The organism is Fuscovulum ytuae, from assembly GCF_029953595.1.
GTDB lineage: Bacteria > Pseudomonadota > Alphaproteobacteria > Rhodobacterales > Rhodobacteraceae > Paragemmobacter > Paragemmobacter ytuae.
In genome coordinates this window covers 2,823,637-2,849,206 of sequence record NZ_CP124535.1, presented here as the reverse complement: position 1 = coordinate 2,849,206, position 25,570 = coordinate 2,823,637, and the positions used below count along the sequence as shown (strand labels likewise).

The following is a 25,570-nucleotide window of genomic DNA, read 5'->3' as shown; positions in this document are numbered from 1 at the left end:
TGTTTTCCCGCCGTCAGCGGGTCTTCACCCAATTCGCCCGCGTGCGCCCGATGCGCATGACGACCGACTTGATCTCTGTGAACTCCTCCAGCCCGTAGCGGCCGATCTCGCGCCCTTGGCCGGATTGCTTGACCCCGCCGAAGGTCACTTCGGGGAAGCCATCCATCCATGTATTGGTCCAGACGGTGCCCGCCTGAACCCCCCGCGCGAAGGCAAGGCAGGTGTGGACATTTTCGCTCCAGACCCCGGCGGAAAGGCCATAATCGGCGTCGTTGCAAAGGGCGATGGCCTCATCCAGCGTGCGGAAGGTCTGCACGGTCAGAACCGGGCCGAACACCTCATCCCGCGCGATGGCCATGTCGGGGGTGACGCCCGTCACGATAGTGGGCCTGTAGAACTGCGCGCCCAATCCCGGCACATCCAGCGCACCGCCACCCAGCACCACCCGCGCGCCTGCCGCTTGGGCAGCCTTCACATGAGCATCAATCCGGTCGCGGTGTTCCGGTGTGACGATAGCCCCCACCTGCGTCTCGGGGTCCATCGGATCGCCAAAGGTCACATGGCGCGACAGGGCCACCACCTTTGCAACAAAGGCCTCGGCAATTTCTTCCTGCACAAGGATGCGACTGCCCGAATTGCAGCATTGGCCGACGTTGAAATAGACGCCGAAGACAACGGCATCGGCGGCACTGTCCAAGTCGGCATCGGCAAAGATCGCCTGCGGGTTCTTGCCCCCTAGTTCCAGCGCCACCTTCTTTAGATTGTCTGCTGCAATCCGGCTGATGGTGCGGCCCACGGCGGTAGAGCCGGTGAAAGTGACCATGTCCACCGCAGGATGCGCCGACATCCGCGCCCCCACGGGCTGGCCGAGGCCAAGCACGATGTTCACCACGCCAGAAGGGAGCCCCGCCTCGGCCAGAAGATCGGCCAGCATTACGGTAGTGGATGGTGTCATCTCGGATGGTTTCACCACGCAGGTGCAACCCGCCGCCAGCGCGAAGGGCAGTTTCTGGCTAAGGATCCAGAAGGGAAAATTCCAAGGCGTGATGATGGACACCACGCCGATCGGTTCCTTCAAGATCGTGGCCAGTATGTCCGGGCCAAGCCCGTTGAAACTGTCCCCTTCCCCCGTGCGCGCCAAGGCCGCAGCATAGCGCCATAGATCGGCCGCCCCCGCCACTTCGCCCCGTGCCTGCGTGATGGGCTTGCCGGATTCCAGCGTTTCGATCACGGCAAAAAGGCCGGCATGCGCCTCGATCAGATCGGCCACCCGCAGCAGCACCGCCGCGCGCGCCTTGGCAGGCTGACGCGACCACCGCCCATCGTCAAAGGCAGCACGGGCCACTGCAACGGCGGTTTCAACCTCGGCCTCGGTGCCGGCTGCGGATCGGCTCACCACATGTCCGTGCGACGGAGAGTGGCGTTCCGTCCAATGCGCCCCTTCCATCCACTGGCCGCCAATCCAGTGGCGGTTCACCCGCATCTCGGGCAGGGCAGCATCACGGCGCGGAACAAGCGTCATCTCGGTCATCGGTCAGGTCCCCGGAAAGATCGCCTTGCGCTTTGCGCGGAAGGCGGCGACGCCTTCGTCACGGTCGGCGCTGGCAGAGATGGCGGCGCTGCCCAGCGCCTCGATCAGGGCGGGGGCATCCTCACCCGCCCCGGCATGAATCATGGCCTTTGTGATCTCGACCGCGCGCGGCGAAAGGTCTAAGACACGGGCGGCAATCGCCTCGGCACTGGCGCGGGCATCCTCGGCCACTTCGGCGGCAAAGCCCATGGCCAGCGCCCGGTCCGCCGTGATCCGCCGCCCGAAAAGCGCCATTTCCTTTACCACCGGCTCTGGCAGTAGCCGGGAAAGACGTTGAGAACCGGACCACCCCGGAACGATGCCCACCTGTGCCTCGGGCAAGGCCAAGGTAGCCTTCGGCCCCATCACGCGGATATCGCAAGCCGCTGCGAGTTCCAGCCCACCACCAAAAGCATGGGCCTGCACCACCGCGATGGTGGGCCGCGCCAGACGTGCCAGCCGATCAAAAATCCTATGCCCGCCGCGCACCCAATGCCGCGCGAATTCGGCAGGCGTCAGGTCGCCCCATCCGTTGATATCGGCCCCGGCGCAAAAGGCCTTTGCCTCTGCTGCCGTGACCAGAACACAGGCGATGTCGGCACTGCGTTCGATCGTGTCCAGATGCCCCGCCAATTGCGCCAACATCTCGACCGTGAAAGCATTCAGCTTCGCGGGATTGTCCAGCCGCAACTCTGCCACCCGGCCATGAAGGGAAAGATGCACGCGGCTCATGGTGCCCATCCCATCGGGCCCTCGGCCAACAGCGAAAGGGGTAGCACGGTCGCATTGTCCGCCACACTCACCCGCCCGGCGCTGGCGGCAACAATATCCTGCGCAGGGTCGATCCCCGGCATGATCTCTGTCGCAACAAGCCCGCCATCGCCCAGCCGCATCACGCAGCGTTCGGTGACATAAAGAACCTCTTGCCCCTGTTCCCGGGCCCGCGCGCCGGAAAAGGTGACATGCTCCACCGCCTGAACCATCTTGGTGAACTTGCCAGGCGCTGCGACGCGGATGCCATCGGGCGTTAGGGCGATCTTCGCCCCTGCCTCGAACCAACCCGAGAAGACGATCTTCCGCGCATGGGCGGTGATATCGACAAACCCGCCGCAGCCCGCCGTCAGATAGGGCTTCTTGCCGAGTTTGGAGACATTGACGTTCCCCTCTACATCCACCTCAAGGAACGACAGGAAAGACAGATCGAACCCCGCGCCTTGGAAATAGATGAATTGCTGGGGCGACGGAACAAAGGCATCGGCATTGGATGCACAGCCGAAGGCAAATCCCGTCAGCGGCATGCCCCCCACCGCGCCTTGTTCGATGGCCCAGGTCACCGCTTCGGGATGGCCCTCCTCCAGAAGGATGCGCGGCACCATGGCCGATATCCCGAAACCGAGGTTGGCCGTCATCCCGGCCCGCAGCTCCATCGCAGCGCGGCGGGCGATGACCTTCTCAACTCCATGTTCGGCTAAGGAGAAGCTGGACCATGGCCGCATGATCTGCCCCGAAATCGCGGGATCGTAGGGCGTTTCACAGGTCTGTTTCTGATCGGGATCGACGACGATCAGATCCACCAGATGCCCCGGCACACGCACGTCATGGGGGCGCAGCGATCCCTTCGCCGTGACACGCGCCACCTGCGCGATGACCAGACCACCATGGTTACGGACGCAGATCGCCTGCTCTAACCCGCCAAGATAGGCGCCTTCATGTTCATAGGTCAGGTTGCCGTTTTCATCCGCTGTGGTGGCACGCAGGATGCAGACATCCGGCACGATATTGGGAAAGTGGAGCCATGTTTCCCCCCCAAACTGCACCCTTGCGACGATGGGGCTGGCTGCGCCTTTGCTATTCATCGCGCAGCCCTCGCGAACCGGGTCCACGAAGGTTTGCAAGCCCACCTTTGTTAGAACACCTGCCCGCCGCGCTGCCGCCTCGCGATGCATGTCGAACAGGATACCCGAGGGAACGTTATAGGCAGGAATCCGGTCTTCAGTGACCATCTTCCAGATTTCGGGCATCGGCAGGTTCGACGATCCCGAAGGGTAAGACCCGGCAACCACCCGCGCCAGAAGGCCATCTTGCGCCAGATGGTCAATCCCCTTCACCCCATACATGTCACCCGCCGCGATGGGATGAATAGAGGTCAGGCCGCGCGGATGGCCTTCGGCCCGAAACCGCGCCCCAATCGCCTCAAGCACCTTGTCAGGGCAGCCAAGCGATGAAGATGACGACACCGTAAGGACAGCCCCATCACCGATGCGCGCCGCGGCTTCGGCAGGCGAAACAACCTTCGTCATCGTGATCCGCCCCCGCGCAGACAAGCCTTCACCGTTGCGGCAAACGTTGTTTGCGCGCCCATCTGATCCTTGATTCCGATTATAGGATCGTTCCAAATTGTTTACTGGAACGATCCACTTCCTGTCAACAGATCAGAAAGCCAATTCCGCAAGGAACGAAAACGACACAAAGGCAGATCGCCGTGACGCCGCCGCGTCAGACCACGCTGTCGGGTTTGGGCAGGGTCGAAACCGCGCTTTTCGTCGCCAGCGCACCGTGCTGTGACAGGACCGCAGCCGCCATCCTTTGCCCCGCGCCCACGCACTCGGCAGCGTCACGGCCCATCATGCGGGCAGCAAGGTAACCCGCGTTGAAGGCATCGCCTGCGCCTGTGGTATCGACGATCTTAGCAACGGGCGGTGTCAAATACTCGGTCACAGACCCGTTGGTCGACAGGATCACCGGCCCCGGCCCGTCCTTCACGACCACCTCGTCCACCCCGCAAGCCTGCAACCGCCGGACGGTCGCCATAGCATCGGCGTCGCCAAAATGGGTCCTTTCATCGTCCAGACTGGGCAGCGCGATATCTGTCTGGCCCATCATCCGCGTCAGTGCCGCACGCATCTCCTCCAACGATGACCAAAGCCGCGGACGGATGTTCGGATCAAGGGCCACCACACCCCCCGCCGCCCGGAAATCGGCCAAGGCGGCCAGCAGCCGATCCCGCCCATCAGGCGACAAGATCGCCAAGGTGATGCCTGACAGATGCACCAAACCCACCCCGTGCAACGCATTCGCCAGAAATCCCGGATCATCCGCCAGATGCCGCGCGGCAGAGGTGTCGCGCCAATAGTGAAAGCTGCGCTCCACCCCATCGAGTTCGATCATGTAAAGGCCCATGCGTCGCGCAGGATCACGCGATATGCCGCTGACCGCCATGCCATCTGCGGCCATGGCCTCCACAAAGGCATCCGATAGCCGATCCTCACCCAGCCGGGTGATCATCCCCACCTCGGCCCGCAGGCCCAGCCACTGGGCCATATGCCAAGCCGTATTGTACGTGTCGCCCGCATAGCCCCGGCGATACAGACCGTCGCCCACAGGCGCCATCTCGACCATCGCTTCGCCGATGGCACGCACCGACCGGTGACGGATCATCTTCATTCCACTAGCGCCCCAGCGCCATAAATCGCCCCAGTCAACCAGGCAGGCCAATCGCGTTCAAAGAAGGCGCGGCTCGTCACGTCCATCTGTCGCGTCCGGCGCTCCTCGATCCGAAACTGGCCTGCGACATAGCGCAAGACGATCATGCGGTCGCGGTCTTCCTTCCGTTCCATCCGGAAACGCACATCCGACAGCGGGCCATGCGCCACCATCGGCATCCCTTCGCCCGCCGGATCAAGGATCGCCCGCGCCCCTCGGCTGCCACCGCCGCGCGTGATGTAGTGATCCAGCGCAGACAGCACCGCTTCAGAGGCCAGCGCCATTTGCCGCCATTGCACCGCGCGCGCCGCCTCGGCGGAACGTTCAATGGTGATCCCCTGATGTGCGATCCGGGAGTTCAAATCTCGCGCAGCCGCAAGAGCGCTGCGCACCGTAGGCGCATCGCACAAAATGCCTGCCGCATCGCTCATCCGCCCCTGCACCTCGTCACGCAAACTGCGCAGGCATAGACCACCATCTCCCACGCAAAGCGCCTGCACCTCTGCCACCGCCACCTCGGCGCAGCGGGTTGGATCGGCTGGGTGCCTTGCCGCATGTTTTGCCGCGATATGTTCCGCCGCTCGCGTGCCAAAGACCTGCCCCGCATTCAGTGCAGCCCCCCCCGGTCGCGTGACACCATGGGTCCCCGCCGCTTCGCCCACCGCATAGATCGCGGGATGCGAACTGCGGCCCCAGATATCCACCGCGACGCCGCCATTCATGTGCTGATTGTTCACCGCGAATTCCAAGGGTTCGGTGGCGATGTCGACCTTATAGCGCCGATAAAGCTCGATCGACAGCGGGTTCATGTGGCGCAGCCGATCAATCGGCAGTGCCTGCCACGCCCCGGCCGAGGCCAGATAGCCACGCACATCCACATCTAGCCGGGCCAGATCAAAGGGCTGATCCCCCGGCACGGGCTGGGGATTTCGGTTGAAATCCATGAACACGCGCCGCCCTGCCGCGCTTTCGCGCAAGATGGCCAAATCGATCAGGCTGGATCCGAAATCCAGCATGCGTGTCGCATGGAAGGGCCACTGATACCCTTTGCGAAAGATGTTGGAGGCCAGTTCCTGCGTCGTCCGATAGTAACCACTAAGGAAATGATGCTCGCGCCCCTCGGCATCTAGCGAAAACAGATGCGGCATAGCCTGCACATAGGTGCCCGATAGGTTCCATGGAAACCCTTCGCGCCTTGTGCCAATCCCGAACTGGCTTTCTGTCAGGTTGACCAGATCAAGCCCCGCCTCAAGGGCCAGTCCCAGCGTCCCGAAACAGCCATTGGGATAGACGCTGTCGCGATAAAGCTCTCCGGGTCCGCCCCCGGCCAGAGCGACGATGGGCGCTGTGATCAGGCACAGACCGAAGGGATTTTCTGCCGTCCGGTCGCGCACCCGCGCACAAAGTGCGCCGTGACAGCGATCCCCTTCGATCAACAGACGCAGCGCGGGGGTCTGGTTCAGGATCGGCACGCCCAGACGCAACGCCTCTTCCGCCAGCACCTTGACCATGAGGCGCGAGGTGCGGGGTCCACAACTTGTCGCGCGTCCAACCTCGTCATGATCGGTCTGATAGCGCAAGGTTCCGCCCAGCCTATCCTGCGGCAGCGGTAGCCCCAGATACTGCAGCGATGCCATCGACCGCACAGACCCTACCGCCTCAATATAGGCGGTATCGGCGTCCATCGAACCGCCCGCGGCGATGGCCGTGGCCATGGCCCTGAAATCATCGCCACGGTCTGCGGTATTTGCCGTATGGATCGTCTGCTTGTCAGACCCAGAACAGGCTGAGGTCCCGCCCCATGCGCTCTGGCTGGCCACCAGCACGGCCACGCCCCGCCGCGCCAATTCGACCGCTGTGCGCAGGCCCGCAGCCCCCGACCCGATCACCAGACAGTCCCCACGATGAACAGGCAGGTGCAGCCCCGCCACCTCAACCCCGCTTGTGGCAACAGGGTCCGGCGGAAGGCGCGGCATGTCCACATCGGTCAGCGCGTCGAGGATATGCTGCGGCACGTGGATCGGCATTGCGTCACCCCGCCAGATCGATATCGACCCAGGTCTGTCGCCGCCCGCTTTCCATGCAGGCATCGACGATCTGGCAGATGTGGTGGCCCGTATCGAAGGTCGGCCACATCGGCACCCCATGCGTGATCGACCGGATCACCTCTGCCGCCTCGATGATTTTCGTCTCGTTATACCCCAGCGCGAAATTGGGCAGGGGCAAGAAGGCACGGTAGGTTGGATGTTCGGGGCCGACATCGATCTGCCGGAACCCGCGCCGCCCGACCCGGTCTTCATTGGTGTAGAACCGCAGGCGGTTCACCTCATCATAGTCGTAGATAAGGCTGCCCTTTGTTCCATAGACTTCATATCCCTGCCGGAACTTCCGCCCTGTGGCCACGCGGCTGAAATCCACGATCCCGCGCGCGCCATTTTCGAACCGGCAAAGGATATGGGCTGCGTCGGGATTGGTCACCTCGGCCCAGTCCTCCTGCCCTGTCAGCCCATCCCCGGCGGACCCAAGCGCAGATCCGGCAAGGACGGGCCGCCTTGGCGTCAAGATCATCGTATCGGCCACAAGGGACTGCACCCGTCCCACCAGAAATTCCATAAAGCTGAAAACATGGCTGCCCGTATCCCCAACGATCCCTGTGGGGGCCAAGGCGCCATCCGCCCGCCACATGAAAGGCGCCGATGGATCGCCAAACATGTCCACATGTTGGCATCCCTTGAAAAGCCGCACCTCGCCAATCTCGCCCGAGGTGATGATCTCCTTGGCCAGATCATGCACGGGGTTGCGGGGGAAGGCATGGCCCACGCGGGTGCTAAGGCCTTTTGCCCGGGCCAGATCGGCCAATTCCTTGGCCTCCGCCGCCGTATCGGCCAAGGGCTTTTCGCAAAAGACATGCTTTCCGGCCAGAAGCGCGGCCTTGGCCACCGGATAATGCAGATGGTCCGGCAGACAGATGTCGATAAGGTCAATATCCGGGTCGCTCACCGCATCGCGCCAATCGGTCAGAATGCGCGTACCGGGGGCAACGCCCGGCAAGCCGGCCCCCGCCTGCGCATCCGTCACGACCAGTGCGGCGATTTCGGCTGTGCCATCCGCCATGCCGAAGAAATGCGGAAAGGTCTGGAAGGCCATCGTGTGAACCCTGCCCATCCATCCCGCCGCGCCGAGGATTGCAACCCGTATTACCGGCATTATGTCGCCCTCAGGACTTATTGGAACCTTCCAATTTCATACTGTCACGTTCCAAAGTCGTCAATCTCGTTTCAATGCCATGTCCAAAACAAAAGAGGCGGCCCACTGCATGGTGGTCCGCCCCTCTTTCGCCAAAACGGCAGGGATCAAGTGATGATGAAATCCAGCCAGTCCAGATCGCAGCCATTGAACCCGTTCGACAGATCGTCGTCGGAATCAAAACGGGCGATCTGCACAATGGTCCCGCCATCGCGGTTTCCATTGCTGTCATAGATCAGATAGCCGCTGTCCCGATCATAGATCAGACGGTCGTCCAGATCATCCGCCGCAACCCCTTTGAAGAACCATGATCCGCTGGAAATCTGCTCATTCGTCAAGCCGCGAAGGAAGGTGGATGCCGTGATCTCCAGCCTGTCACCGGGCTGGAAGTCGGTGATGATATCCGTCCCACCGCCGGGGCCCGAGAAGCAGAAGGTATCCTCGCCCTCTCCCCCGGTCAGCACGTCCAAACCGCCATCTCCGAAGATGCGGTCATTGCCGTCGCCGCCCTTGATCGTATCGGCACCTCCGCCGCCCCGGATCAAGTCGTCGCCATCGCCACCCTCAAGTCGGTTTGCTGCACCATTGCCGATGACGGTATCCGCGCCAGCGCCGCCGACTGCATTTTCGATAGAACTCAGCGTGTCTAACCCAATCGTCGATCCCTGCGCCGTCCGCGCCACGAGGTTGATGTTGACCGCCGCCTCAACGCCATCGAAGGAAATCGTATCGCTGCCCGCGCCACCGATCCAAGCGTCCGACCCATCCCCCTCAAAGCCAAGGAACAGGTCATCGCCATCGCCACCGGCGATCCGGTCCGCACCAAGACCGCCCGTGATCGTATCCGCGCCGGTGCCACCGGTGATCCTGAAGTCTTCGCTCTGGGATGACAGATCGACCTGCGCGCCTGCAACATTCTCGATCACCACCGCTTCAACACGGACCAGCGCCGCATCATCGGCGGGGCGATATTCAGCAACACCTTCCCCGACGACCAGCGTATCCCGGCCTGCGCCGCCGTCCACAATCAAGTCCGGCGCACTGTTTGGCGCAAGCACAATCCGGTCGTTGCCGCCAAGGCCAAGGACAATGTCCACCCCTTCAGTCGAAAGGATATCCGCCCGCGCGGTTCCAACCAGTGCGACCCCGGTCCCGTCGATCCGATGGGTGCCGAATTCATCCTCATAGACCCCATCCACCGTAACGTAGCGCGGCGCTGTATCGTTGGGCAGGGTCAGAGAAGCCCCGCTCCCGATATCTGACTGCACCCCGCCCAGCGTTGCCGAGGAAGACCAGACAAAGCTTGGTGCCAGCGGTCCTGCCAGATCGACATCGATCAGATTGGCATCCGCCGTCAGGATCGCCCGCGCCCCAGCCCCGTCCCCGCCAATAAGGGCAACCCAGCCGCTGGCCGCATCGTCCTGCGGCACAATATCGACCGTGGCGGCCACGCTACCTTCGGCATTCTGGCTGCTTCCGTCATTTACCGTCACGGTGATACTACGTTGCGTGTTGTCGGGGCGGTCGCTGGCATTGGCATAGCCCACCATGCGCAGCACACCCTGATATTCGGCCAAAGACGCCATCCCGGCCAGAAGCAGCACACCATTGGTATATTGCAGCGTGATGTTGCCCATGGTGGTGGTCTGCCCGTTCTCGGGCCGCCAATTGGCAACGACAAGACGGTCCTCGGGCAAGGGAGATGCGATCACCACCTTGGCTGAATGCAGCGTGGTGCCATCTGGATCGGCCAAGGTGAGATTCGGAACGATGAGAAGCGAGGCGGCATTTTCCACATAGGTAACGGGCGCGCCTGCCCCGGTAAGGATCGGCGCGTCATTCACCGGTGTGACGGCCACGCTGAAACGTTGGACCGCTGTCTCGGCCTTTCCATCGCTTGCCACCACGTCGAACCCTCCCAAAGTTGTTTCCGAACCATCATGCTGGAACGCCACCGCGTCCCCTGCGACAAAGGATGTCGCCGCTACCCCGTTCACCAGAACGCTGCCATTCGTGACCCCAGACAGCCGGAAGGTCACGGGATCGCCATCCGCATCTGTCGCGCCAAGATCGGCCTCTGTCAGGGCATAGCTGCCGCCCTCATCGACAAGTGCCGCGAAGTCCCCGGTCAGTTCCGGCACGGCATTTATGTTGGCACCGACGTCGACCGTCACCTCTGCCGTGGCGGTTTCTTCCCCCAAGGCCACAGTATAGCGCAGCCGAACAAGCCCCGCCGCCGCCGCGTTGAAAGAGATCACGTTATCAACCACTTCAGCCGTCGCAGACCCGTCGATGACTGCCACATCCTGCAATGTAAGGGGGGCCGGCGCGTCCGGGTTCACATCATTTGCCAGCACATCAAGGAGTGCGATGCTACCCGCCGTTGCAACAAAGGCATCTGCCGCAGGCCGCGGCGCATCAGGTATCGGGGATACCGTTATGTCTACCGTGCCCTCTGCCGTCTGCCCTGCCGCATCAGCGACGGTATAGGTAAAGGCCACGGTCCCGTTGAAATCCGCGGCCGGCACAAAGTGCAGCGTCGCATCGGCGTTCAGCGTGACAAGGCCATTGGCCACAGCGACCGTTGCGCCCGGAGTAGTGGGCTGGCCATCCACCGCTGTCACGGACAAGGGGCCGCCCCCCGTTCCGGGTAGGTCATTGGCCAGAACGTCGATGGTCACGCTGCCATCCTCGCTCATCGTCACACCATCGGGCGCGGCTAGCGGAACGGTCGCCGCATCCGGCAGAACGTCACCCGTTACCATCTGGGCCGGGATGTCGATCACGCGGATCATCCGGTCGGCAAATTGCAGGAATTCCACCCCGAAAAGGCGGACATATTCCATCCCATCCGGCTGAAGCAGCGACACTGGCACAAAGCGCAAGGCGGCGACGCTGCCATCAGGCTGAAGGGCAAGGAAATATTCCATCGCCTCCCCCTGCAGGACCACCGCATCCACGCCGCCACGTCCATCAACGAAATCATCCCCGCCGCCCGTGGTGATGCGGTTTGCCCCACCATCGCCCAGCAAGGCGTCATTCGCACGGCTGCCTTCGATATTCTCGATGTCATGGGTGAAGGTAAATGTTGCAGGCACCGCCGGGTCCAGATCGGGCGTCACCGCCCCGATCACCGCGCCCAGCGCCCAAGATGCCGTCACGCCCCCATCTGTGAATTGCGGAAGCCCTTGTCCATCGCCGCCACGACGGAACATCAGCCCTGCCTCCAGATCGACCCGCACCGCAGACCATTCCTGACGGAAGGATAGCGTATCCACCCCATCCCCACCGGAGACCAGATCGGCCCCGGTGTTGGACGCGATGATCGCAGCCGAAACACCATTGGCCGTAAGCCCGTCGTTGAGATCGCGGTTCAGCGCGGGCGTTTCCGGTCCGTGCAGTCCCGGCAAAAGAAGATCATTCCCTGCACCGCCATTCAGCACATCCTGACCGTCACCACCAAGGATCGTATCATCCCCGGCACCACCATCGCCCCGGTCATTTCCGACGCCCAGCGTGATGACATCATCGCCAAGACCCGCGAACAGCATGTCGTCCTTCGCACGCCCGTCCATCGCGTCATCGCCCGTCGTGCCCACCGCCACATCGCGCGGTGCGCCGGTCCGTGGACCAAGGCTCGCAAGGCCCGGCTGACGGGTATCAAGGTAGTTGATCCCGACATCGCCATCGCCGCTGTCATGGCCGAGGATCAACAGACCATTGTCGATCCCCGCAGCTGAAAAGGCGGCATGGCTACCCCCGGCATCCACCGCAAAAACGGACCCGACGGCAGCGCCCTGCATGTCGATGCGCTGGCCACCGATCGCGTCACCGTCCTGCCAGAACCAGACAAAGCCGTCTTCGGCCCCCGTGATCGGATCTACACCCGACGCCGCGACTTGAAGGGTGGCCCCCGCTGGGATGCTGCCAAGAACCAGTTCCGCCGACGGGACAGCCCCGGTGAAGATCACGGCCTTCACCACCTGCTCGCCTGCGCCTTCCGTCCAGAACACGGCAAAGCTGCCGTTCTGCTGCGCCACGACCATGCCCTGTCCGACCCCAGCTCCGAAGGCAAAGCTCTCGGCCCCAGCATAATCATAGGTCGTCACGCTTCCCGCCGCGCCACCGCGATCTGCTCCGGCATCCGTGACAAGCTCGATCACCTGAACCGCCAACTGGCCGGTCGCATCGACATGCGCCAGCACCAATTCGCCATCATGCAGCGTGGCCAGTGTCGGCTGCGCGCCCACACCCATCACCCGCACCGCATCCGCCCCGGCATCCACCTGCGCGCCAAGGTCATCAAAGGCGCGCGTGCCATCCACGTTCAGAAGGCGCGGCTCCGTCTCGGCACCCCTGCCGAAACTATCAGAGGTCGATGCAGCAATCCGTGCCCCCGTTACCGGGTCGACGTCATAGACCGGGATTTCATACCGCGCGAGGCGGATCTCTCCACCCACAACGAAAGCCACATGGAAACCAATTTCGACCGTGGAATTGTTGGCATCCACGATTTCGTATCCCTTGACCGAGGCGTTGCTGCCGCCTTCCGATCCAATCACCACAATCTCGCCTCCGGCAAAACCATAGGCGGGATAGCCCGCAGCGCCGTTGTTAAAGGGCGTGTCGGTCGCCGTGCTGCCATAGCGCAGGTGGATGGCGCTTTCCCCCCCTACATCGGTCGAGGTCCACGCTCCAATCAAGCCAAGCCCGCCGGCCATGCCAACGGCCGCCTGCGACACAGCATTTCCGGCGAAACGGCCATCCGTCATCTCGATCGCACCCGCAGGCCCACCGGGCAGCGACCAAAGCGGATCGACCACCCCGGTGATATCCTGCCGCACGGCCATCAGGCGGGTGCCATCGGCCACCCACAGCATCGCTGCGTCGTCCTGAAGGTTCGTCACCACGATCCCGCTTTCAACAGCCGGGGTGCCAAGATCGATGGTCTTCGACACCCCCTCATCGGTCAGTGACCAAGGCGTCGGCGTGCCATCCCACCCTGCCAGCGGTTCCGGTGCCTGAGGCGCATAAACATCCTCGGCCACTTCCAAAGTGACATCGGCGAATTGCAGCACCTCGACGCCAAAGACATTGTCGATCCCGTCATTCTGGACCGGATCGCCATTCGCGTCCTGCTCTGGCCGATTGTCGCGGATCTCAAATCCCGCTCCAGCCGAAGGATCAAAGATCGCGGTGATCGTGTAATCCGCCAGATTGCCGGAATAGACCGCCGTATCCCGACCCAAGCCGCCATCGATCAGTTCGGGCGACCCTGCCGCCCCTTTGATCCCCGGCCCGCCGATCAGAACATCGTCACCCATTCCGCCGAACAACTGGTCAACCAGCCCGTCAGCGTCCGAGATATCGCCACGGATCGTGTCGTCGCCGATGGTGCCCACAAGAATGTCGCGCCGCGCCTTGGGCTGGCCATCCCCGGCGATCAGGTCGCCGGTGATCTCTTGCCCCGGGGACCGTGTATCGAAGATGCGCGCGACAATATCAGCCCCGCCTTCGGCGATTGCCGGGTTCTTCTCTGTCCAGACCGAGATGAAACGGTCGCCCAGAAGGCCCGCCACGCTGCCCTGCCCTTGCTCACCCTCCTGCAGGGCATGGACCTGCACCGAATCCCCGTCGGGCCGCATGGCCAGCGCCACGCCCGTCGCCGGGTCAAGCGTGACTTGGAAATGGCGGGCAAAAATATCCCGCCCATCGCCCGTCCCGGTTTCCCACTGCACAACGATATCATTGCTATCTTCGCCGCTGATGCCCGTCACCCGGATCGATGCCAGATCGATACCCGCGGGAAGGTCCATAAGCGTGAAGGGGACACCCGGAGCCCCAAGGTCAAAGCCCTGCCCGTCAAAACCTGTGCCGGGCGACGAATACATGGTCGCACGCAGCAAGGGTTGGCCGTCCACCATCGCCACCCAGACGACGGCCGCATTCACAGCCCCAGCCGAGACGACGGTGACCCCCGCCTCAGCCACAAGCGCATCCCCCGCCGAGATATTGGACATATCGACCGGGATGATCCCGCCCATGTCGTCAATCGCCGTGCCCGCGACACGTTCCACACCCTCCACGCTTTCGATCCAGACGACGACCGTCTCGAACGTATGCAGCGCGGTGACAGACGGGCTGCGCCCACTGGCAGCCAAAACGTAGGGCGCATCGTCAGAGGCATCGATCACGCTGCCATCGCGGATACCCGCCATGCCGTCGATGCCGCCTGCAACAGGCGTTCCCGGCTCTCCCGCAGGGCTTAGCGGCACTTCGAAACGCTGAAGGCGAACCTCGCCATAGACCGGATCGAAACTGCCATCCGGCGCGATGGCGCTGGCAAGATAGGCGACATTATAGCCGTCATTCATGGCGGCAGGTCGTGCATCAACCACAACGCCATCGACCAGCCGCCGATCAAGGAAAGACCCGAAAACCGATGCATCATGGAAATGCATCCCTGTCTCGGGATCGACAGCTTGTTCCGTCCCCGTCAGTCCAATCCCAAGGAAATTGGTCTTCAGGATTTCATGCCCTTCCGGCTGCACTTCGGAAAAGACAAATCCCCATCCCGAAGCCCCACCTCCGCCCGCGACAACAGGCTTGCGTTCGACCCCAAGACCATCTGTCAGATAAATCGTATCCGGCAACGGGGTCTCTGTATCGGGTTCACCTAGCACATTGTAGAAACTTGCCCGGATGCGCGACCCTTCGGCGGTCTCCGTCTCCCATAGGATGGCGACGAACTCACCCACGTTGTCCGACACCACCGGGGCAGACTGCAATCCCGCTCGATCCGCCGCAGCATCGCTGTTGACGATGAAGCCATCGACATCGGGCGTCCGTTCTGTCGCGGGCAGAAGATCGGCATCCGCATCGGTCAGGCCCCACGCTGTCGGGGTGACATAGGGGCCCTCGCCCACAGCCCCGCCAAGATCGACGACGTCATCCGCGAATTGCAGCACCTCGACCCGACGCAGCAGATCATCACCGTCAATCCCGCGCCCGTCTACGATCCGAAACAGACCGGTCCCCAGATCAGTCAGTTCATAATCCGCCCGGTTACCTGACAGGACCACCGTATCGATACCGCCACCGCCATCGATCACGTCATTGCCCTCTCCGGCAAGGATCAGGTCATCCCCCATCCCACCGTCAAGGATATCGTCGCTCGCCCCGCCGTCGATCGTATCGGCACCAACCGTGCCGACAAGGATATCCGCTATGGGCTTGCCGGGCGCATCGGCCCCATTCAGCACAACCCCCGCCGCACCGCGCGGATCGATGATGGCCGATTGGATGCCGCCGCCCGCCTCTGACAGAACCAGAACGCGTTCGCCGGCAAGGCTGGCGGTCGCAATAGCGGAACCATCCGCTGCTGTGGCGATTGTGACGGGGGCCGCATCCATCGGCCCTGCCGCCGCATTGAAGGACATCGCCTTCACATCTGCGCCTTGGGTGAAGGAAAGGGTGAACCCGCCAATATCCTCCAGCATCGTGGTCAGGCTGAACGCGCCATCGAATGCTCCGCCCGCATCCACCAAGGTGACCTCCGGTCCGGCGGCAAAAGTTGCCGCCGTGCCGGGTGTCCCGCCCGTGGCACTATAGACCCGCGCATGCACCTCGCTGCCCTGCGACCACGCGACGACAAAACCACCCGCCGCAAGCCATGCCGTTTCGACATGCGCCCCCTCCGGGATATCCGTCGCATCTACCGTCACCGGCGCGCCACCCGCGCCATGGATCGACGCGTTTGCCGATCCATCCCGGTTCAGGACCATCAACCTGACCGAGGTCTCACCCAGCCCCGACGTTTCGACCCAAGCCAGCGCGCTTTCGCCATCATGTGTCACGGTCAGCGACACATCTGTCGCCACTCCACCCGCCGAAAAGATCGTCTCTGCCGCAGCGTCGGTGTTCGCAGGCGGTGTAGATTTCGGGTCCGACACGGGGCGCGGCGTGCCGGACACGCCATCCCGGCCCACCGGCTCAACAGCACCCAATGGGTCCTTCTTCAGGTCCAGCCAGACGGCATAGCGCTGAAACTTCACCACACCGCCATCGATCCATGCCGCTTCGAAACCATCAGCCACCGGCTTCTTGCCTGCGGTATCCAGCAACTCATATCCGGCAATCTCCAGATCATGGCCCGTGCCGATCGAAATCGTTGTGCCATATGGACCGGACAGCCCGAAATATTGCGCCGAGAGCGAGGCGTTCATCGCATCGCCGCCGGACGCATCCGCCCAGCCCACTGCGAAACCAACCACACCAGATGCCGCAGCCTCTACCTCGCTCAGCGTCAAACCTTCCGGGGTAAGCACCGTGCGTGGCCGCGCCGCCGATGCCTGCGCCTGCTCATCAAGGAACTCGACGGTCAACAGCCCGTCTTTCACATAGGCCACGGCCACCTCGGCCCCGCCACTATCCGCCGCCGCAAAAAGCGCTCCACCCGTGGGCGCATTCAATCCGGTTTCGACGAGGGTCGGCTCTGTGCCGTCAAGGCCCCAAAGAACAGTCATCACAAGTCCTCGCGTCTCGCACCGCCTCGCGGCGGCAGCACAACATTCGGGCCGGAGCAATTTCTTGCACCGGACGTTTGCGTGGCGGGTCAGCGAAGAGGCCGGGCCTGAAGCGGGGCACAGGACGACAATCCGTCAACAATGCAAGGCTACCGCAGGGATTGTTCTGGCCGTATCTGCGATGGTCGCGGCATCAGAGGGGAAAAGGTCCGACTTCGATCAGACCAAGGTCTGACGCACGGCTTGCCACGAAAGTCAGTCTTGCAAGGTCAACCATCAGGGTAATTTCACCCGGTTCGCCCAACCCGCCCGCCTATTTGGGGCATATCCCCCAATATCTGCGTATTTTTGAATGTATTTGGGTGTTCCACCGCCAGAAATGGCCCCAGGATTGGACCGATTGCATCGCGTTTCTGGAAAGGTTTCCGACAGACGTCTGAAACTTTCGTTTTGCCGATCAAACCAACCAGACACCCAGTCAGACGCAAAGACTCTCGCGCCGACACCCTTTGGATGGCACCGATTCGATGATCCACGACATAGGAACGGCCCTTGCCGTCACGACCAGCTTGGGTTGGAAATCATGTTCATTGATCCGGGCAACGGGCCAGTCCGCACCCGATTGCAACAGGATCGCTGACGTCAAAGTGGCGGCGTGCGATACGATTGGCCGACCGCCCCATCCATCGCGCCTTGGATCAGGCAAGGGTGACGGATCGTGACCCCTCTCCTGCCACTTCGGGATCAGGCTTCCTGATCCAGCCAATCACGAAATGTGGCGACGACGTCTGCCTCACTGGCGACCAGATGCTCTGGCCCCGGATAGGCCCCACCATGGACATCTGCCGCGAAGGCCGACATCGCCGTGACGCGCATGGCTTGAAGCCTGTCCTGTTCGGTTGCGAAATCGGCATAGACCTTCGCATGGCGCGGGATATGGCCACGGTTCTGGCCCAAAACATCATCGGTGAACAGATATTGCGCATGGCCCGCCGGGCCAGCCCCCATCGAGATCAGGAAAAGGTTCGTCCGTTCCGCGATGGCCTTGGTGATCGCAAAGGGCACGACCTCAATTTCAGCCGCGAAGGCACCCGCCTCTTCCAGCGCCCTGATTTGTCGCCAGACAAGTTGCGCCGTTTCCAGTGTCTTACCCACCGCCTTGAACCCACCGGTCCAAGTGCGTTTCGACGGAATGAGCCCCACATGGCCGCAGACCGGCAGGCCATGCTCAGCCATCGCGCGGATGGTCCGAAGCGAGCCAGAGCAATAGAAGCCGTCCGCCCCATGCTTATAAAGCGGAAAGGCCCATTTCAGGAAATCGCCGGTATCCCCGATTTCGTAGAAATTGTCGCCGGGAAAAGCAAAGGCGGTGGGTGCCACCTCACGAAAGCGGCGGTCCATGATCATGGCAGGCGGGACCGAGAGAAGTTCCACTCCGGCCTTTTCGGCCGCCTCGGCCTCTTCCAGCGTTTCGACACGCAGCATCGCGAATTGGTGCTTGCCGCGTTGGTCCAGAAGGTCGCGGACGGTCAGGCGGGCAGCCATCAGGGCACCTCGATATAGACGTCGGAACCGTCGACCTTCACGGGGAAGGTTTGAAGCTTGACGCAGACGGGCGCGCGCTTCGCTTCGCCTGTGCGATAATCGAACTGGCCGTTATGCTTCGGGCATTCGATCAGGTGGCCCATCACCAGCCCGTCGCAGAGATGCACATTCTCATGCGTGCAAAGGCCGGCCGTGGCAAAGAACTCGCCTTCGGGGGAATGGTAGATGGCATAGGTGGCGCCACCATGGTCAAAGCGGATCAGGTCTTCTTCGTCCACATCATCGGTGGCGCAGGCGCGAATCCATTGGGGCATCGTGTCTTCCTTACTCGGCAGGCAGGGCATCGGGCAGGTCGCCAAGGGCGGCCCTATGAAAATCCTCGCGATAGGGTTTTGCAGTGGGGGGAAGATCGCGCTTCAGGAAATAATCCTCATAGGCCAGCTGCCGCCGCAGGGCAGGCCACATCTCGGCAAAGGCTTCGGCGATGGATCGGTTGGGCGCGGGCAGATCGTGCTTGATGACCTCATGCAGGCGCGGCAGCGCGTGATAGGGAACCATCGGGAACATGTGGTGTTCCACATGGTAGTTCATGTTCCAATAGATGAAGCGGCTGATCGGGTTCATATAGACCGTCCGGCTGTTCAACCGATGATCAATGACGTTGTCGGCCAAACCACCATGTTGCAACAGGCCCGTCATGACGTGGTGCCATGCGCCATAAATGCGCGGCAGACCAATCACCATAAGCGGTAGGATGGAGCCCATCCAGACCGCCACCCCAAGGGTCACGGCATAGATCGCGCAATAGATCAGTGCCACGCGCTGCACCTTGCCCCATTCGGATTGTGGAACGAAGGTGCGTTCCTCTGCCGTTGGGCCAGTAAAGGCGTTGCGGATCATCCGGGGGACGAAATCGATCACCTCGGGGATGCCAAAGAAGCTGCCGATCAGCTTGACGAAGGCGGGCGGGCGCATGATCGCGATTTCCGGGTCGCGGCCCACGATATAGGTGTCGGTGTGGTGGCGGGCATGGCTCCACCGCCATGTGGCGGAATTGCGCATGATCATGAACGACGCGATTTCATAGACGGCGTTGTTCATCCACGGCGTGCGGAAGGCCGTGCCATGCCCGCATTCATGCCAACGAGAATCCGACGCAGACCCGTAAAGCACCCCATAGGCCAGCCAGAAAGGCACACACCACCACGTCCCCCACAGGGCAATGCCACCCGCCGCGAAAGCGACCATGCAGCCGTAAAGAAGGATCGTGTCGCGGATGGCCGGCGCGTCCGACCGCTGCATCAATTCTTTCATTACCTTGCGGGGTATATCCGTGTGGTACCACTCTGCCGCCGCCAGCCCGGTTTCAACAGCGCGGGCGCCATCCGGGCCAAGAAGGCTGTAATCTCTTTTTGCCATTTCCATCCCTCCAGCAACGAGCGCACTGCCTGCGAGCTTTTATCCAAGGTAGAATGATCGTTCCGAAAGTTGAAAGATGGAAAGCTGGACGTTCCAAAATTTTCGTCATAGTTATGCTCGCGTTTGACGAAAAAACATCAGGTGAAGCATGGCAAGGCGTCCGGGCATGGCGGCACTGGCGGCAGCGGCTGGGGTTTCAGTGGCGACCGTTGACCGTTTGCTGAACGGTCGTGAGGCGGTTGCCGCGGCGACTCGCGCTGCGGTGCTTGAGGCGGCATTGCGGATCGGGCATCCGGCGGCGGCGCGGCTGGTGGGGGATGGGCCGCGGGCGGTCACGACAATCCGCTTTGGGGTGCTGCTGCACAAGCAGGGGCAGGAGTTCTATCAGAACATGGCACGCGAGTTCCGCGCGGCGGTGGCGCAATTGCCCGGGGTGAAGGGGCAACTTGTTCTGGAGTTCGCCGCCAGCCAATCGCCGAACGAAGTGGCGGGCTTGATCCGGGGGATGGCGGGGCGCTGCGATGTGATTGCCGCAACAGCGGTGAACCATCCAGAGATCACGGCAGCTGTAGAAGACCTTAAGGCCGAAGGTGTCGCGGTTTTTTCGCTCCTGTCGGATTTCGCGCAAGGTGTAAGGGCGGGGTATGTCGGGCTCAACAACCTAAAGGTCGGCCGGACGGCGGCTTGGATGATCTCGCTTTCGGCAAAGGGCGCGGGAAAAGTGGCCATTTTCGTTGGGGGCGCGCGTTGGCATGGGCATGATCTGCGCGAGACGGGCTTTCGCGCCTATCTGCGCGAGGAGCGCCCTGACCTAGAGGTGCTAGAGACGGTCGTGAACCTTGAAACGCGCCAATTGACCTATGAGACAACGCTCAACCTGTTGAGCCGCCATCCCGATTTGCGCGGAATGTTCGTTGCAGGCGGCGGTATGGAAGGGGCGATTGCCGCCTTGCAGCAATCCCGTCGGCCGGGGGATGTGGCGCTGGTCGTGAACGAAGTGACCGCCGAGTCCCGCGCGGCACTGGCGCAAGGCTGGGTAACGATGGTCGATGCGACGCCGCTGCCCGACCTGTGCCGCGAGGTGCTGGCCCTGATGCAGCGGGCGGTGCGCGACAGGGGCAACGTCGGGGCCGGGCAGGTGTTCCTGCCGATGCAATTGCACGTCGCGGAATCGATCTAAAAGCAAACACTGGCCGAGATGAGAGCAGAATCGGCTGTGCCGCATTCTGTGCCGCATTCTGTGCAGCAAACTGTGGGCACGCAGCGAACGGTCCCGTCCAGCCTTGGTCGCGATGCAAAATGCGCGGGCTTGACGAAAATTCGTCATTTTCTGCCAGAATGCCAAGCGATCTTTTCCCAAGGAACGGGATCGTCAAAAATTCTCTTTTGTGGAATGAAAATTCCATTATTCTGGGGTCGGGAAGACAGTGAGGCCGTTAGGCGCACTGCCTGTGATCGAGGAAAACCACGGAATGCTGCCCTTCGCGCTGAACCACATGACGGCCCCGAAGCTGGGGTGGGAAGCATTTGCCGATCTTGCCGCAGGGCTTGGCTGTGTGGGCGTCGAATATCGCAACGACCTGCCCGGCCCGCTCTTCGGAGGGGCCGACCCGGCGGAGGTCGGCGCGGCGGTGAAGGCGCGGGGTTTGCGCTTTCTCGCGCTTGCCGAAGTCAAGATGTTCAACGACTGGTCCGACGCCAAGGCGGCGGAGGCCGACGCGCTGATGAAGGTTGCGGTCGCAGCGGGGGCCGAGGCCGTGAGCCTGATCCCGCGGAACGATGGCGTGGCGACGGAAGGGGGAGAAAGCCGCAAGGTGACAGAAACCGCGCTGCGGGAGATCCTGCCAATGCTGCGCGCCCACGGGTTGAAGGCGATGGTAGAGCCCTTGGGCTTTGCCGTCTGCTCGCTGCGCTACAAGGATGTTCTGGCCGATGCGATCGATGCCGTGGGGGGCGTGGGCACCTATTTCATGGTGCATGATACCTTCCACCACGCGCTGGCAGGCTTTGGGCCGATCTATCCAGATCTGACGGGGATCGTCCATGTTTCCGGCGTGAAGGACATGATCCCGCTGGACGACATGCGCGATCCGCATCGCGTGCTGGTCGATGCCGATGACGTGCTGGGAAACGTGGCGCAAATCCGCGCGTTGCGACGGGCGGGATATGAAGGGCCGATCAGCTATGAACCCTTTGCACCACAGGTCCATGACCTTGATAATCCGCGGTCCGCGCTGGCGGCCTCGATGAAATTCATCCGTTCCGGCGTGGAGGCCTGAACGGACGAAATACCGCCCGGAAAACAGGGGCGGTCCGGCAGGGAGAACGGTGTGCCGGACACCGACAGTGGAGGAGAGAACCAATGAAAAAGACCTTGATCGCCGCGGGCTTCATCTCGCTGATGGGCAGCACCGCCATGGCCGACGGGATTGGCGTGTCGATGGCGCTGTTTGACGACAACTTCCTGACCGTGCTGCGCAACGGCATCCAGGCACAGGCCGATGCGGCGGGCCTTTCCGTGCAGATTGAAGACGCACAGAACGACGTTGCCAAGCAGTTGGACCAGATCAATAACTTCATCGCCAATGGCGTGGATGCGATCATCGTGAACCCGGTCGACACCTCGGCCACGCAGGCGATGACCGATGCGGCAGCCGCCGCTGGCGTGCCGCTTGTCTATGTGAACCGCCAGCCGATCAACGTGGACAGCCTGCCCGACAATCAGGCCTTCGTGGCGTCGAACGAATCCGAGTCCTCGCGTCAGGGCTTTATCGAGCAGTGCAACCAGTGGGCCGCTGCGGGCAAGACCGATGTGAGCGTCTATGTCATGCAGGGCGAGCTGTCGAACCAAGCCGCCGTGCAGCGCACCCAGAACTACTATGACGTGATGGAAGCGGGCGAATGCGCCGTGAAAGTCAATGTGATCGACCAGCAGACCGCCAACTGGTCGCGCGATCAGGCGCAGAACCTGATGACAAACTGGCTGTCGACCGGTGCCGCCTTTGACGGCGTCCTCGCCAACAACGACGAGATGGCACTTGGTGCGATCCAGGCGATGAAGGCGGCGGGCATCGACATGGCGTCGGTCATCGTGTCGGGCGTGGACGCGACGCAGGATGCGCTGGCCTCGATGCAGGCGGGCGAGTTGGACATCACCGTGTTCCAGAACGCGGCAGCACAGGGCGGCGGCGCGCTGGATGCAGCGGTGAAGCTGGCGGCCGGTGAGACGGTGGATCAGAAGGTCTATGTGCCCTTCGAACTGGTCACCCCGGCCAATATCGCAAACTATCTGAGCAAGAACTGATCCCTTTATGGGCAGATGGGGGCGGCGGTCCGACCGCCGCCCTCCTTTATTCCTGAGCCGGATATGTCAGGATGAAAAGGTATCATAACGGGGGGAGAACGCCGTGGCCGACGCGACCCATGGCCTTGGGGGCCTGAAATACGATCCGTCAAAACGAACCCGCGCGCCCGAATGGAATGTCTTCGGGGCGCTGATCCTGATCGTCGTGATCTTCGAGGTCTTGAACCGCATGCAGGGCGGTTCCTTCCTGTTCAACATGCGCGACAACGTGGATGCGATCTTTAACCAGCAGCGGCTGGATATCATGATCTTGCAGGTGGCCATCATCGGGATCATCGCCATCGGCGTGACGCAGGTCATCATCATCGGCGGGATCGACCTGTCATCGGGGTCAGTCGTCGGGGCGACGGCGATGATCGTGATGAGCTTTGCGCAAACGGCGATGGTGAATGGCAATCCGAACCCGAAGGCAATCTTTGGCGACTGGGCGATGGACCTCCCGGTGATCGTGCCGATCGCGGTCGGACTTGCTTGCGGGTTGCTGGCCGGCCTCGTGAACGGTTTGCTGGTGGCCTATACGCGCATCCCGCCCTTCATCGCCACGCTGGGGATGATGGTATCGGCGCGCGGCGTGGCGCGTTGGTGGTCGAACGGTCAACCGGTAAGTTTTCCGACCGAAACCTATGGCAACCTTGCCAATGGCGATTTGCTGGGAGGTCTGACTTTTGGCCTGTTCAGCTGGCAGGGGCAGAACCCGGCGGTGATCTTCGTCATCCTTGCCGTGCTGTTCCACCTGATCATGAAATACACGCTTTACGGCAAGCGCAGCTATGCCATCGGGTCGAATGAGGCGGCGGCGCGGATGTCGGGCATCAATGTCGATCAGCACAAGGTTCTGGTCTACGCAATTGCCGGGATGCTGGCGGCGGTGGCGGCGGTTCTGCTGACATCAAAGAACCTGACGGCCCAGGCCGGGATGGGTGTGATGTATGAGCTGGACGCCATCGCCATGGCGGTGATCGGGGGCGTGTCGCTGGCTGGTGGGCGCGGGTCCATCCTTGGCACAGTGCTGGGCGCTGCGATCTTTTCGGTGATCATCTCGGGCTTCACGTCGATCCGGCTGGATGCCTATTACCAAGAAATGGTCAAGGGCGCGATCATCGTGGGCGCCGTGGTTCTGGACCAGTGGCGGCAACGCGCAAGGGCACGGGGGTGAGCGGGATGTCAAAGATCATTCTGGAAACGCGGGGCCTTACCAAGCATTACGGTGGCGTGCATGCGCTGGAGGATGCGAATTTCGTCCTGCATGAGGGCGAACATGTCGCCGTGGTGGGCGATAACGGGGCGGGCAAATCCACGTTCGTCCGCCAGGTCACAGCGGTTGAACAGCGGACGGCCGGGGATATCCTCTTCGATGGCCGTCCCGTGCATTTCACAGGTCCGCTTGAGGCGCGCGAGGCGGGGATCGAGACGGTGTTCCAGACGTTGGCCCTAGCCGATGATCTGGACGTGCCCTCGAACCTGTTCCTTGGGCGGGAACTGTTCAAGTTTCGTCTGGGGCCCTTCTCCATCCTTGACCGCAAGGCGATGCGGGAACGGACGCTGGAGGCGCTGAAAACGACGGCGGTGAAAATCCCGAACGTGGACAACCCGATCCGCAATATGTCGGGCGGTCAGCGGCAATGTGTGTCCATCGCGCGGACGGCAGCTTTCGCATCGAAACTGGTGATCATGGACGAACCGACGGCAGCCTTGGGCGTTCAAGAGACTGCGCAGGTCGAGAACATCATCCGCGGGCTCAAGGACCGGGGCGTGCCACTGATCCTGATTTCGCACAACTTGCGGCAGGTCTTCGATCTGGTTGACCGGATCGTGGTCTTCCGGCGCGGGCGGATCGTGGCTTCACTGCGAAAGGACGAGACGGACGGGAACGATATCGTTTCCTACATCACGGGCGTGAAGGGGGGCGCGGAGGCGGCGTAGCGCGGTTTCTTCAAGGCCGTGTCGGTGACAGTGCTGGTATCTTCCGAACCCCACAGCTCAGAGCAGGCTTTTTCGCCTCAACGGAACACAAGGGTCAGGACGACATCGCTTGGCACGGCCAAAGAGGGTGCGTTTCATTCGTTGCGCTTACCGGATCAAGTTTGCCCTATCCGCCCGAACAGCGAAGTCCTGTTCAACGGAGGCCTGCCAAGTGTTGCGGCAAGCCCTGGCGGGGGTTTTCGACCGCTCGTCCACCTCCGTGCAAAGCCGTTCAATGGCGGCGATCAACCGCCTTGGGGGCTCTGGCCCAAGGCGGGCATCATTGATGACCAACCGGACCCGTTTGGCGAGCGCTGGCCCGCCAAGGTGATCCGCAGCGTTGGGGATCGCCGCTGCGTGGTCCGCGAGATAGAGGGAAAGTGGCAGCGAAGCGCTTCTTTCAGGCTGTCTGATCATGGGAAATGTCTCCCGATACTCCCGACGCTCAATCCGCTG

The 25,570-nt window shown here is 62.3% G+C and carries 15 protein-coding genes; 5 read left to right on the top strand and 10 right to left on the bottom strand.

The window, feature by feature from the left end:
* Nucleotides 1-13 precede the first annotated feature (13 nt).
* The 10 genes from QF092_RS13660 to QF092_RS13615 all read right to left on the bottom strand — a co-directional run bounded on the left by QF092_RS13660 (nucleotide 14) and on the right by QF092_RS13615 (nucleotide 19,788).
* Nucleotides 14-1,531 carry an aldehyde dehydrogenase family protein gene (locus tag QF092_RS13660; RefSeq protein WP_281464559.1) on the bottom strand — a complete coding sequence of 506 codons (1,518 nt, stop codon included), beginning with the start codon at nucleotides 1,529-1,531 and terminating at the stop codon, nucleotides 14-16.
* Nucleotides 1,532-1,534: 3 nt separating this feature from the next.
* Nucleotides 1,535-2,302, bottom strand: a complete 768-nt coding sequence (locus QF092_RS13655) for an enoyl-CoA hydratase/isomerase family protein (RefSeq protein ID WP_281464557.1) — start codon at nucleotides 2,300-2,302, stop codon at nucleotides 1,535-1,537.
* Nucleotides 2,299-3,870 carry an acyl CoA:acetate/3-ketoacid CoA transferase gene (locus QF092_RS13650; protein ID WP_281464555.1) on the bottom strand — a complete coding sequence of 524 codons (1,572 nt, stop codon included), beginning with the start codon at nucleotides 3,868-3,870 and terminating at the stop codon, nucleotides 2,299-2,301. The genes QF092_RS13655 and QF092_RS13650 overlap by 4 nt, the downstream gene beginning before the upstream one ends.
* A 196-nt stretch (nucleotides 3,871-4,066) precedes the next feature.
* A complete protein-coding gene (locus QF092_RS13645) occupies nucleotides 4,067-5,014 on the bottom strand; it encodes a sugar kinase (RefSeq protein WP_281464553.1) in 948 nt (315 codons plus the stop codon).
* Nucleotides 5,011-7,080 carry an FAD-binding protein gene (locus QF092_RS13640; protein WP_281464551.1) on the bottom strand — a complete coding sequence of 690 codons (2,070 nt, stop codon included), beginning with the start codon at nucleotides 7,078-7,080 and terminating at the stop codon, nucleotides 5,011-5,013. Before QF092_RS13640 ends, QF092_RS13645 begins: the two co-directional genes overlap by 4 nt.
* Nucleotides 7,081-7,084: 4 nt before the next feature.
* Nucleotides 7,085-8,260 carry a Gfo/Idh/MocA family protein gene (locus QF092_RS13635; protein ID WP_420026461.1) on the bottom strand — a complete coding sequence of 392 codons (1,176 nt, stop codon included), beginning with the start codon at nucleotides 8,258-8,260 and terminating at the stop codon, nucleotides 7,085-7,087.
* 146 nt (nucleotides 8,261-8,406) lie between these two features.
* A complete protein-coding gene (locus QF092_RS13630) occupies nucleotides 8,407-16,824 on the bottom strand; it encodes an Ig-like domain-containing protein (protein WP_281464547.1) in 8,418 nt (2,805 codons plus the stop codon).
* 744 nt (nucleotides 16,825-17,568) lie between these two features.
* Nucleotides 17,569-18,369 (bottom strand): 3-methyl-2-oxobutanoate hydroxymethyltransferase, encoded by an 801-nt coding sequence (locus QF092_RS13625; protein WP_281464545.1) that lies wholly within the window; start codon nucleotides 18,367-18,369, stop codon nucleotides 17,569-17,571.
* Nucleotides 18,369-18,683 (bottom strand): MocE family 2Fe-2S type ferredoxin, encoded by a 315-nt coding sequence (locus QF092_RS13620; RefSeq protein ID WP_281464543.1) that lies wholly within the window; start codon nucleotides 18,681-18,683, stop codon nucleotides 18,369-18,371. The genes QF092_RS13625 and QF092_RS13620 overlap by 1 nt, the downstream gene beginning before the upstream one ends.
* 10 nt (nucleotides 18,684-18,693) lie before the next feature.
* Nucleotides 18,694-19,788: a fatty acid desaturase family protein gene (locus QF092_RS13615; protein ID WP_281464541.1), complete on the bottom strand. Its 1,095-nt coding sequence runs from the start codon at nucleotides 19,786-19,788 to the stop codon at nucleotides 18,694-18,696.
* A gap of 148 nt (nucleotides 19,789-19,936) precedes the next feature.
* Here QF092_RS13615 and QF092_RS13610 point away from each other — a divergent pair, with 148 nt between their 5' ends.
* The 5 genes from QF092_RS13610 (at nucleotide 19,937) to QF092_RS13590 (ending at nucleotide 25,075) form a co-directional block, all read left to right on the top strand.
* Complete coding sequence (locus tag QF092_RS13610; protein WP_281464539.1) at nucleotides 19,937-20,968, top strand: substrate-binding domain-containing protein; 1,032 nt, start codon at nucleotides 19,937-19,939, stop codon at nucleotides 20,966-20,968.
* A 292-nt stretch (nucleotides 20,969-21,260) separates the two neighbouring features.
* A complete protein-coding gene (locus QF092_RS13605; protein WP_281464537.1) occupies nucleotides 21,261-22,067 on the top strand; it encodes a TIM barrel protein in 807 nt (268 codons plus the stop codon).
* An 83-nt stretch (nucleotides 22,068-22,150) separates the two neighbouring features.
* Complete coding sequence (locus QF092_RS13600; protein ID WP_281464535.1) at nucleotides 22,151-23,092, top strand: substrate-binding domain-containing protein; 942 nt, start codon at nucleotides 22,151-22,153, stop codon at nucleotides 23,090-23,092.
* Between the two features lie 103 nt (nucleotides 23,093-23,195).
* Nucleotides 23,196-24,308 carry an ABC transporter permease gene (locus QF092_RS13595; protein WP_281464533.1) on the top strand — a complete coding sequence of 371 codons (1,113 nt, stop codon included), beginning with the start codon at nucleotides 23,196-23,198 and terminating at the stop codon, nucleotides 24,306-24,308.
* Between the two features lie 5 nt (nucleotides 24,309-24,313).
* On the top strand, nucleotides 24,314-25,075 hold the full coding sequence (locus QF092_RS13590) for an ATP-binding cassette domain-containing protein (RefSeq protein WP_281464531.1): 762 nt from the start codon (nucleotides 24,314-24,316) through the stop codon (nucleotides 25,073-25,075).
* Nucleotides 25,076-25,570: the final 495 nt, after the last annotated feature.

Excerpts from the sequence above, each read along its gene's own strand:
- QF092_RS13660 (WP_281464559.1), bottom strand. The coding sequence starts at position 1,531 with ATGACCGAGATGACGCTTGTTCCGCGCCGTGATGCTGCCCTGCCCGAG.
- QF092_RS13655 (WP_281464557.1), bottom strand. The coding sequence starts at position 2,302 with ATGAGCCGCGTGCATCTTTCCCTTCATGGCCGGGTGGCAGAGTTGCGG.
- QF092_RS13650 (WP_281464555.1), bottom strand. The coding sequence starts at position 3,870 with ATGACGAAGGTTGTTTCGCCTGCCGAAGCCGCGGCGCGCATCGGTGAT.
- QF092_RS13645 (WP_281464553.1), bottom strand. The coding sequence starts at position 5,014 with ATGAAGATGATCCGTCACCGGTCGGTGCGTGCCATCGGCGAAGCGATG.
- QF092_RS13640 (WP_281464551.1), bottom strand. The coding sequence starts at position 7,080 with ATGCCGATCCACGTGCCGCAGCATATCCTCGACGCGCTGACCGATGTG.
- QF092_RS13635 (WP_420026461.1), bottom strand. The coding sequence starts at position 8,260 with ATGCCGGTAATACGGGTTGCAATCCTCGGCGCGGCGGGATGGATGGGC.
- QF092_RS13630 (WP_281464547.1), bottom strand. The coding sequence starts at position 16,824 with ATGACTGTTCTTTGGGGCCTTGACGGCACAGAGCCGACCCTCGTCGAA.
- QF092_RS13625 (WP_281464545.1), bottom strand. The coding sequence starts at position 18,369 with ATGGCTGCCCGCCTGACCGTCCGCGACCTTCTGGACCAACGCGGCAAG.
- QF092_RS13620 (WP_281464543.1), bottom strand. The coding sequence starts at position 18,683 with ATGCCCCAATGGATTCGCGCCTGCGCCACCGATGATGTGGACGAAGAA.
- QF092_RS13615 (WP_281464541.1), bottom strand. The coding sequence starts at position 19,788 with ATGGCAAAAAGAGATTACAGCCTTCTTGGCCCGGATGGCGCCCGCGCT.
- QF092_RS13610 (WP_281464539.1), top strand. The coding sequence starts at position 19,937 with ATGGCAAGGCGTCCGGGCATGGCGGCACTGGCGGCAGCGGCTGGGGTT.
- QF092_RS13605 (WP_281464537.1), top strand. The coding sequence starts at position 21,261 with ATGCTGCCCTTCGCGCTGAACCACATGACGGCCCCGAAGCTGGGGTGG.
- QF092_RS13600 (WP_281464535.1), top strand. The coding sequence starts at position 22,151 with ATGAAAAAGACCTTGATCGCCGCGGGCTTCATCTCGCTGATGGGCAGC.
- QF092_RS13590 (WP_281464531.1), top strand. The coding sequence starts at position 24,314 with ATGTCAAAGATCATTCTGGAAACGCGGGGCCTTACCAAGCATTACGGT.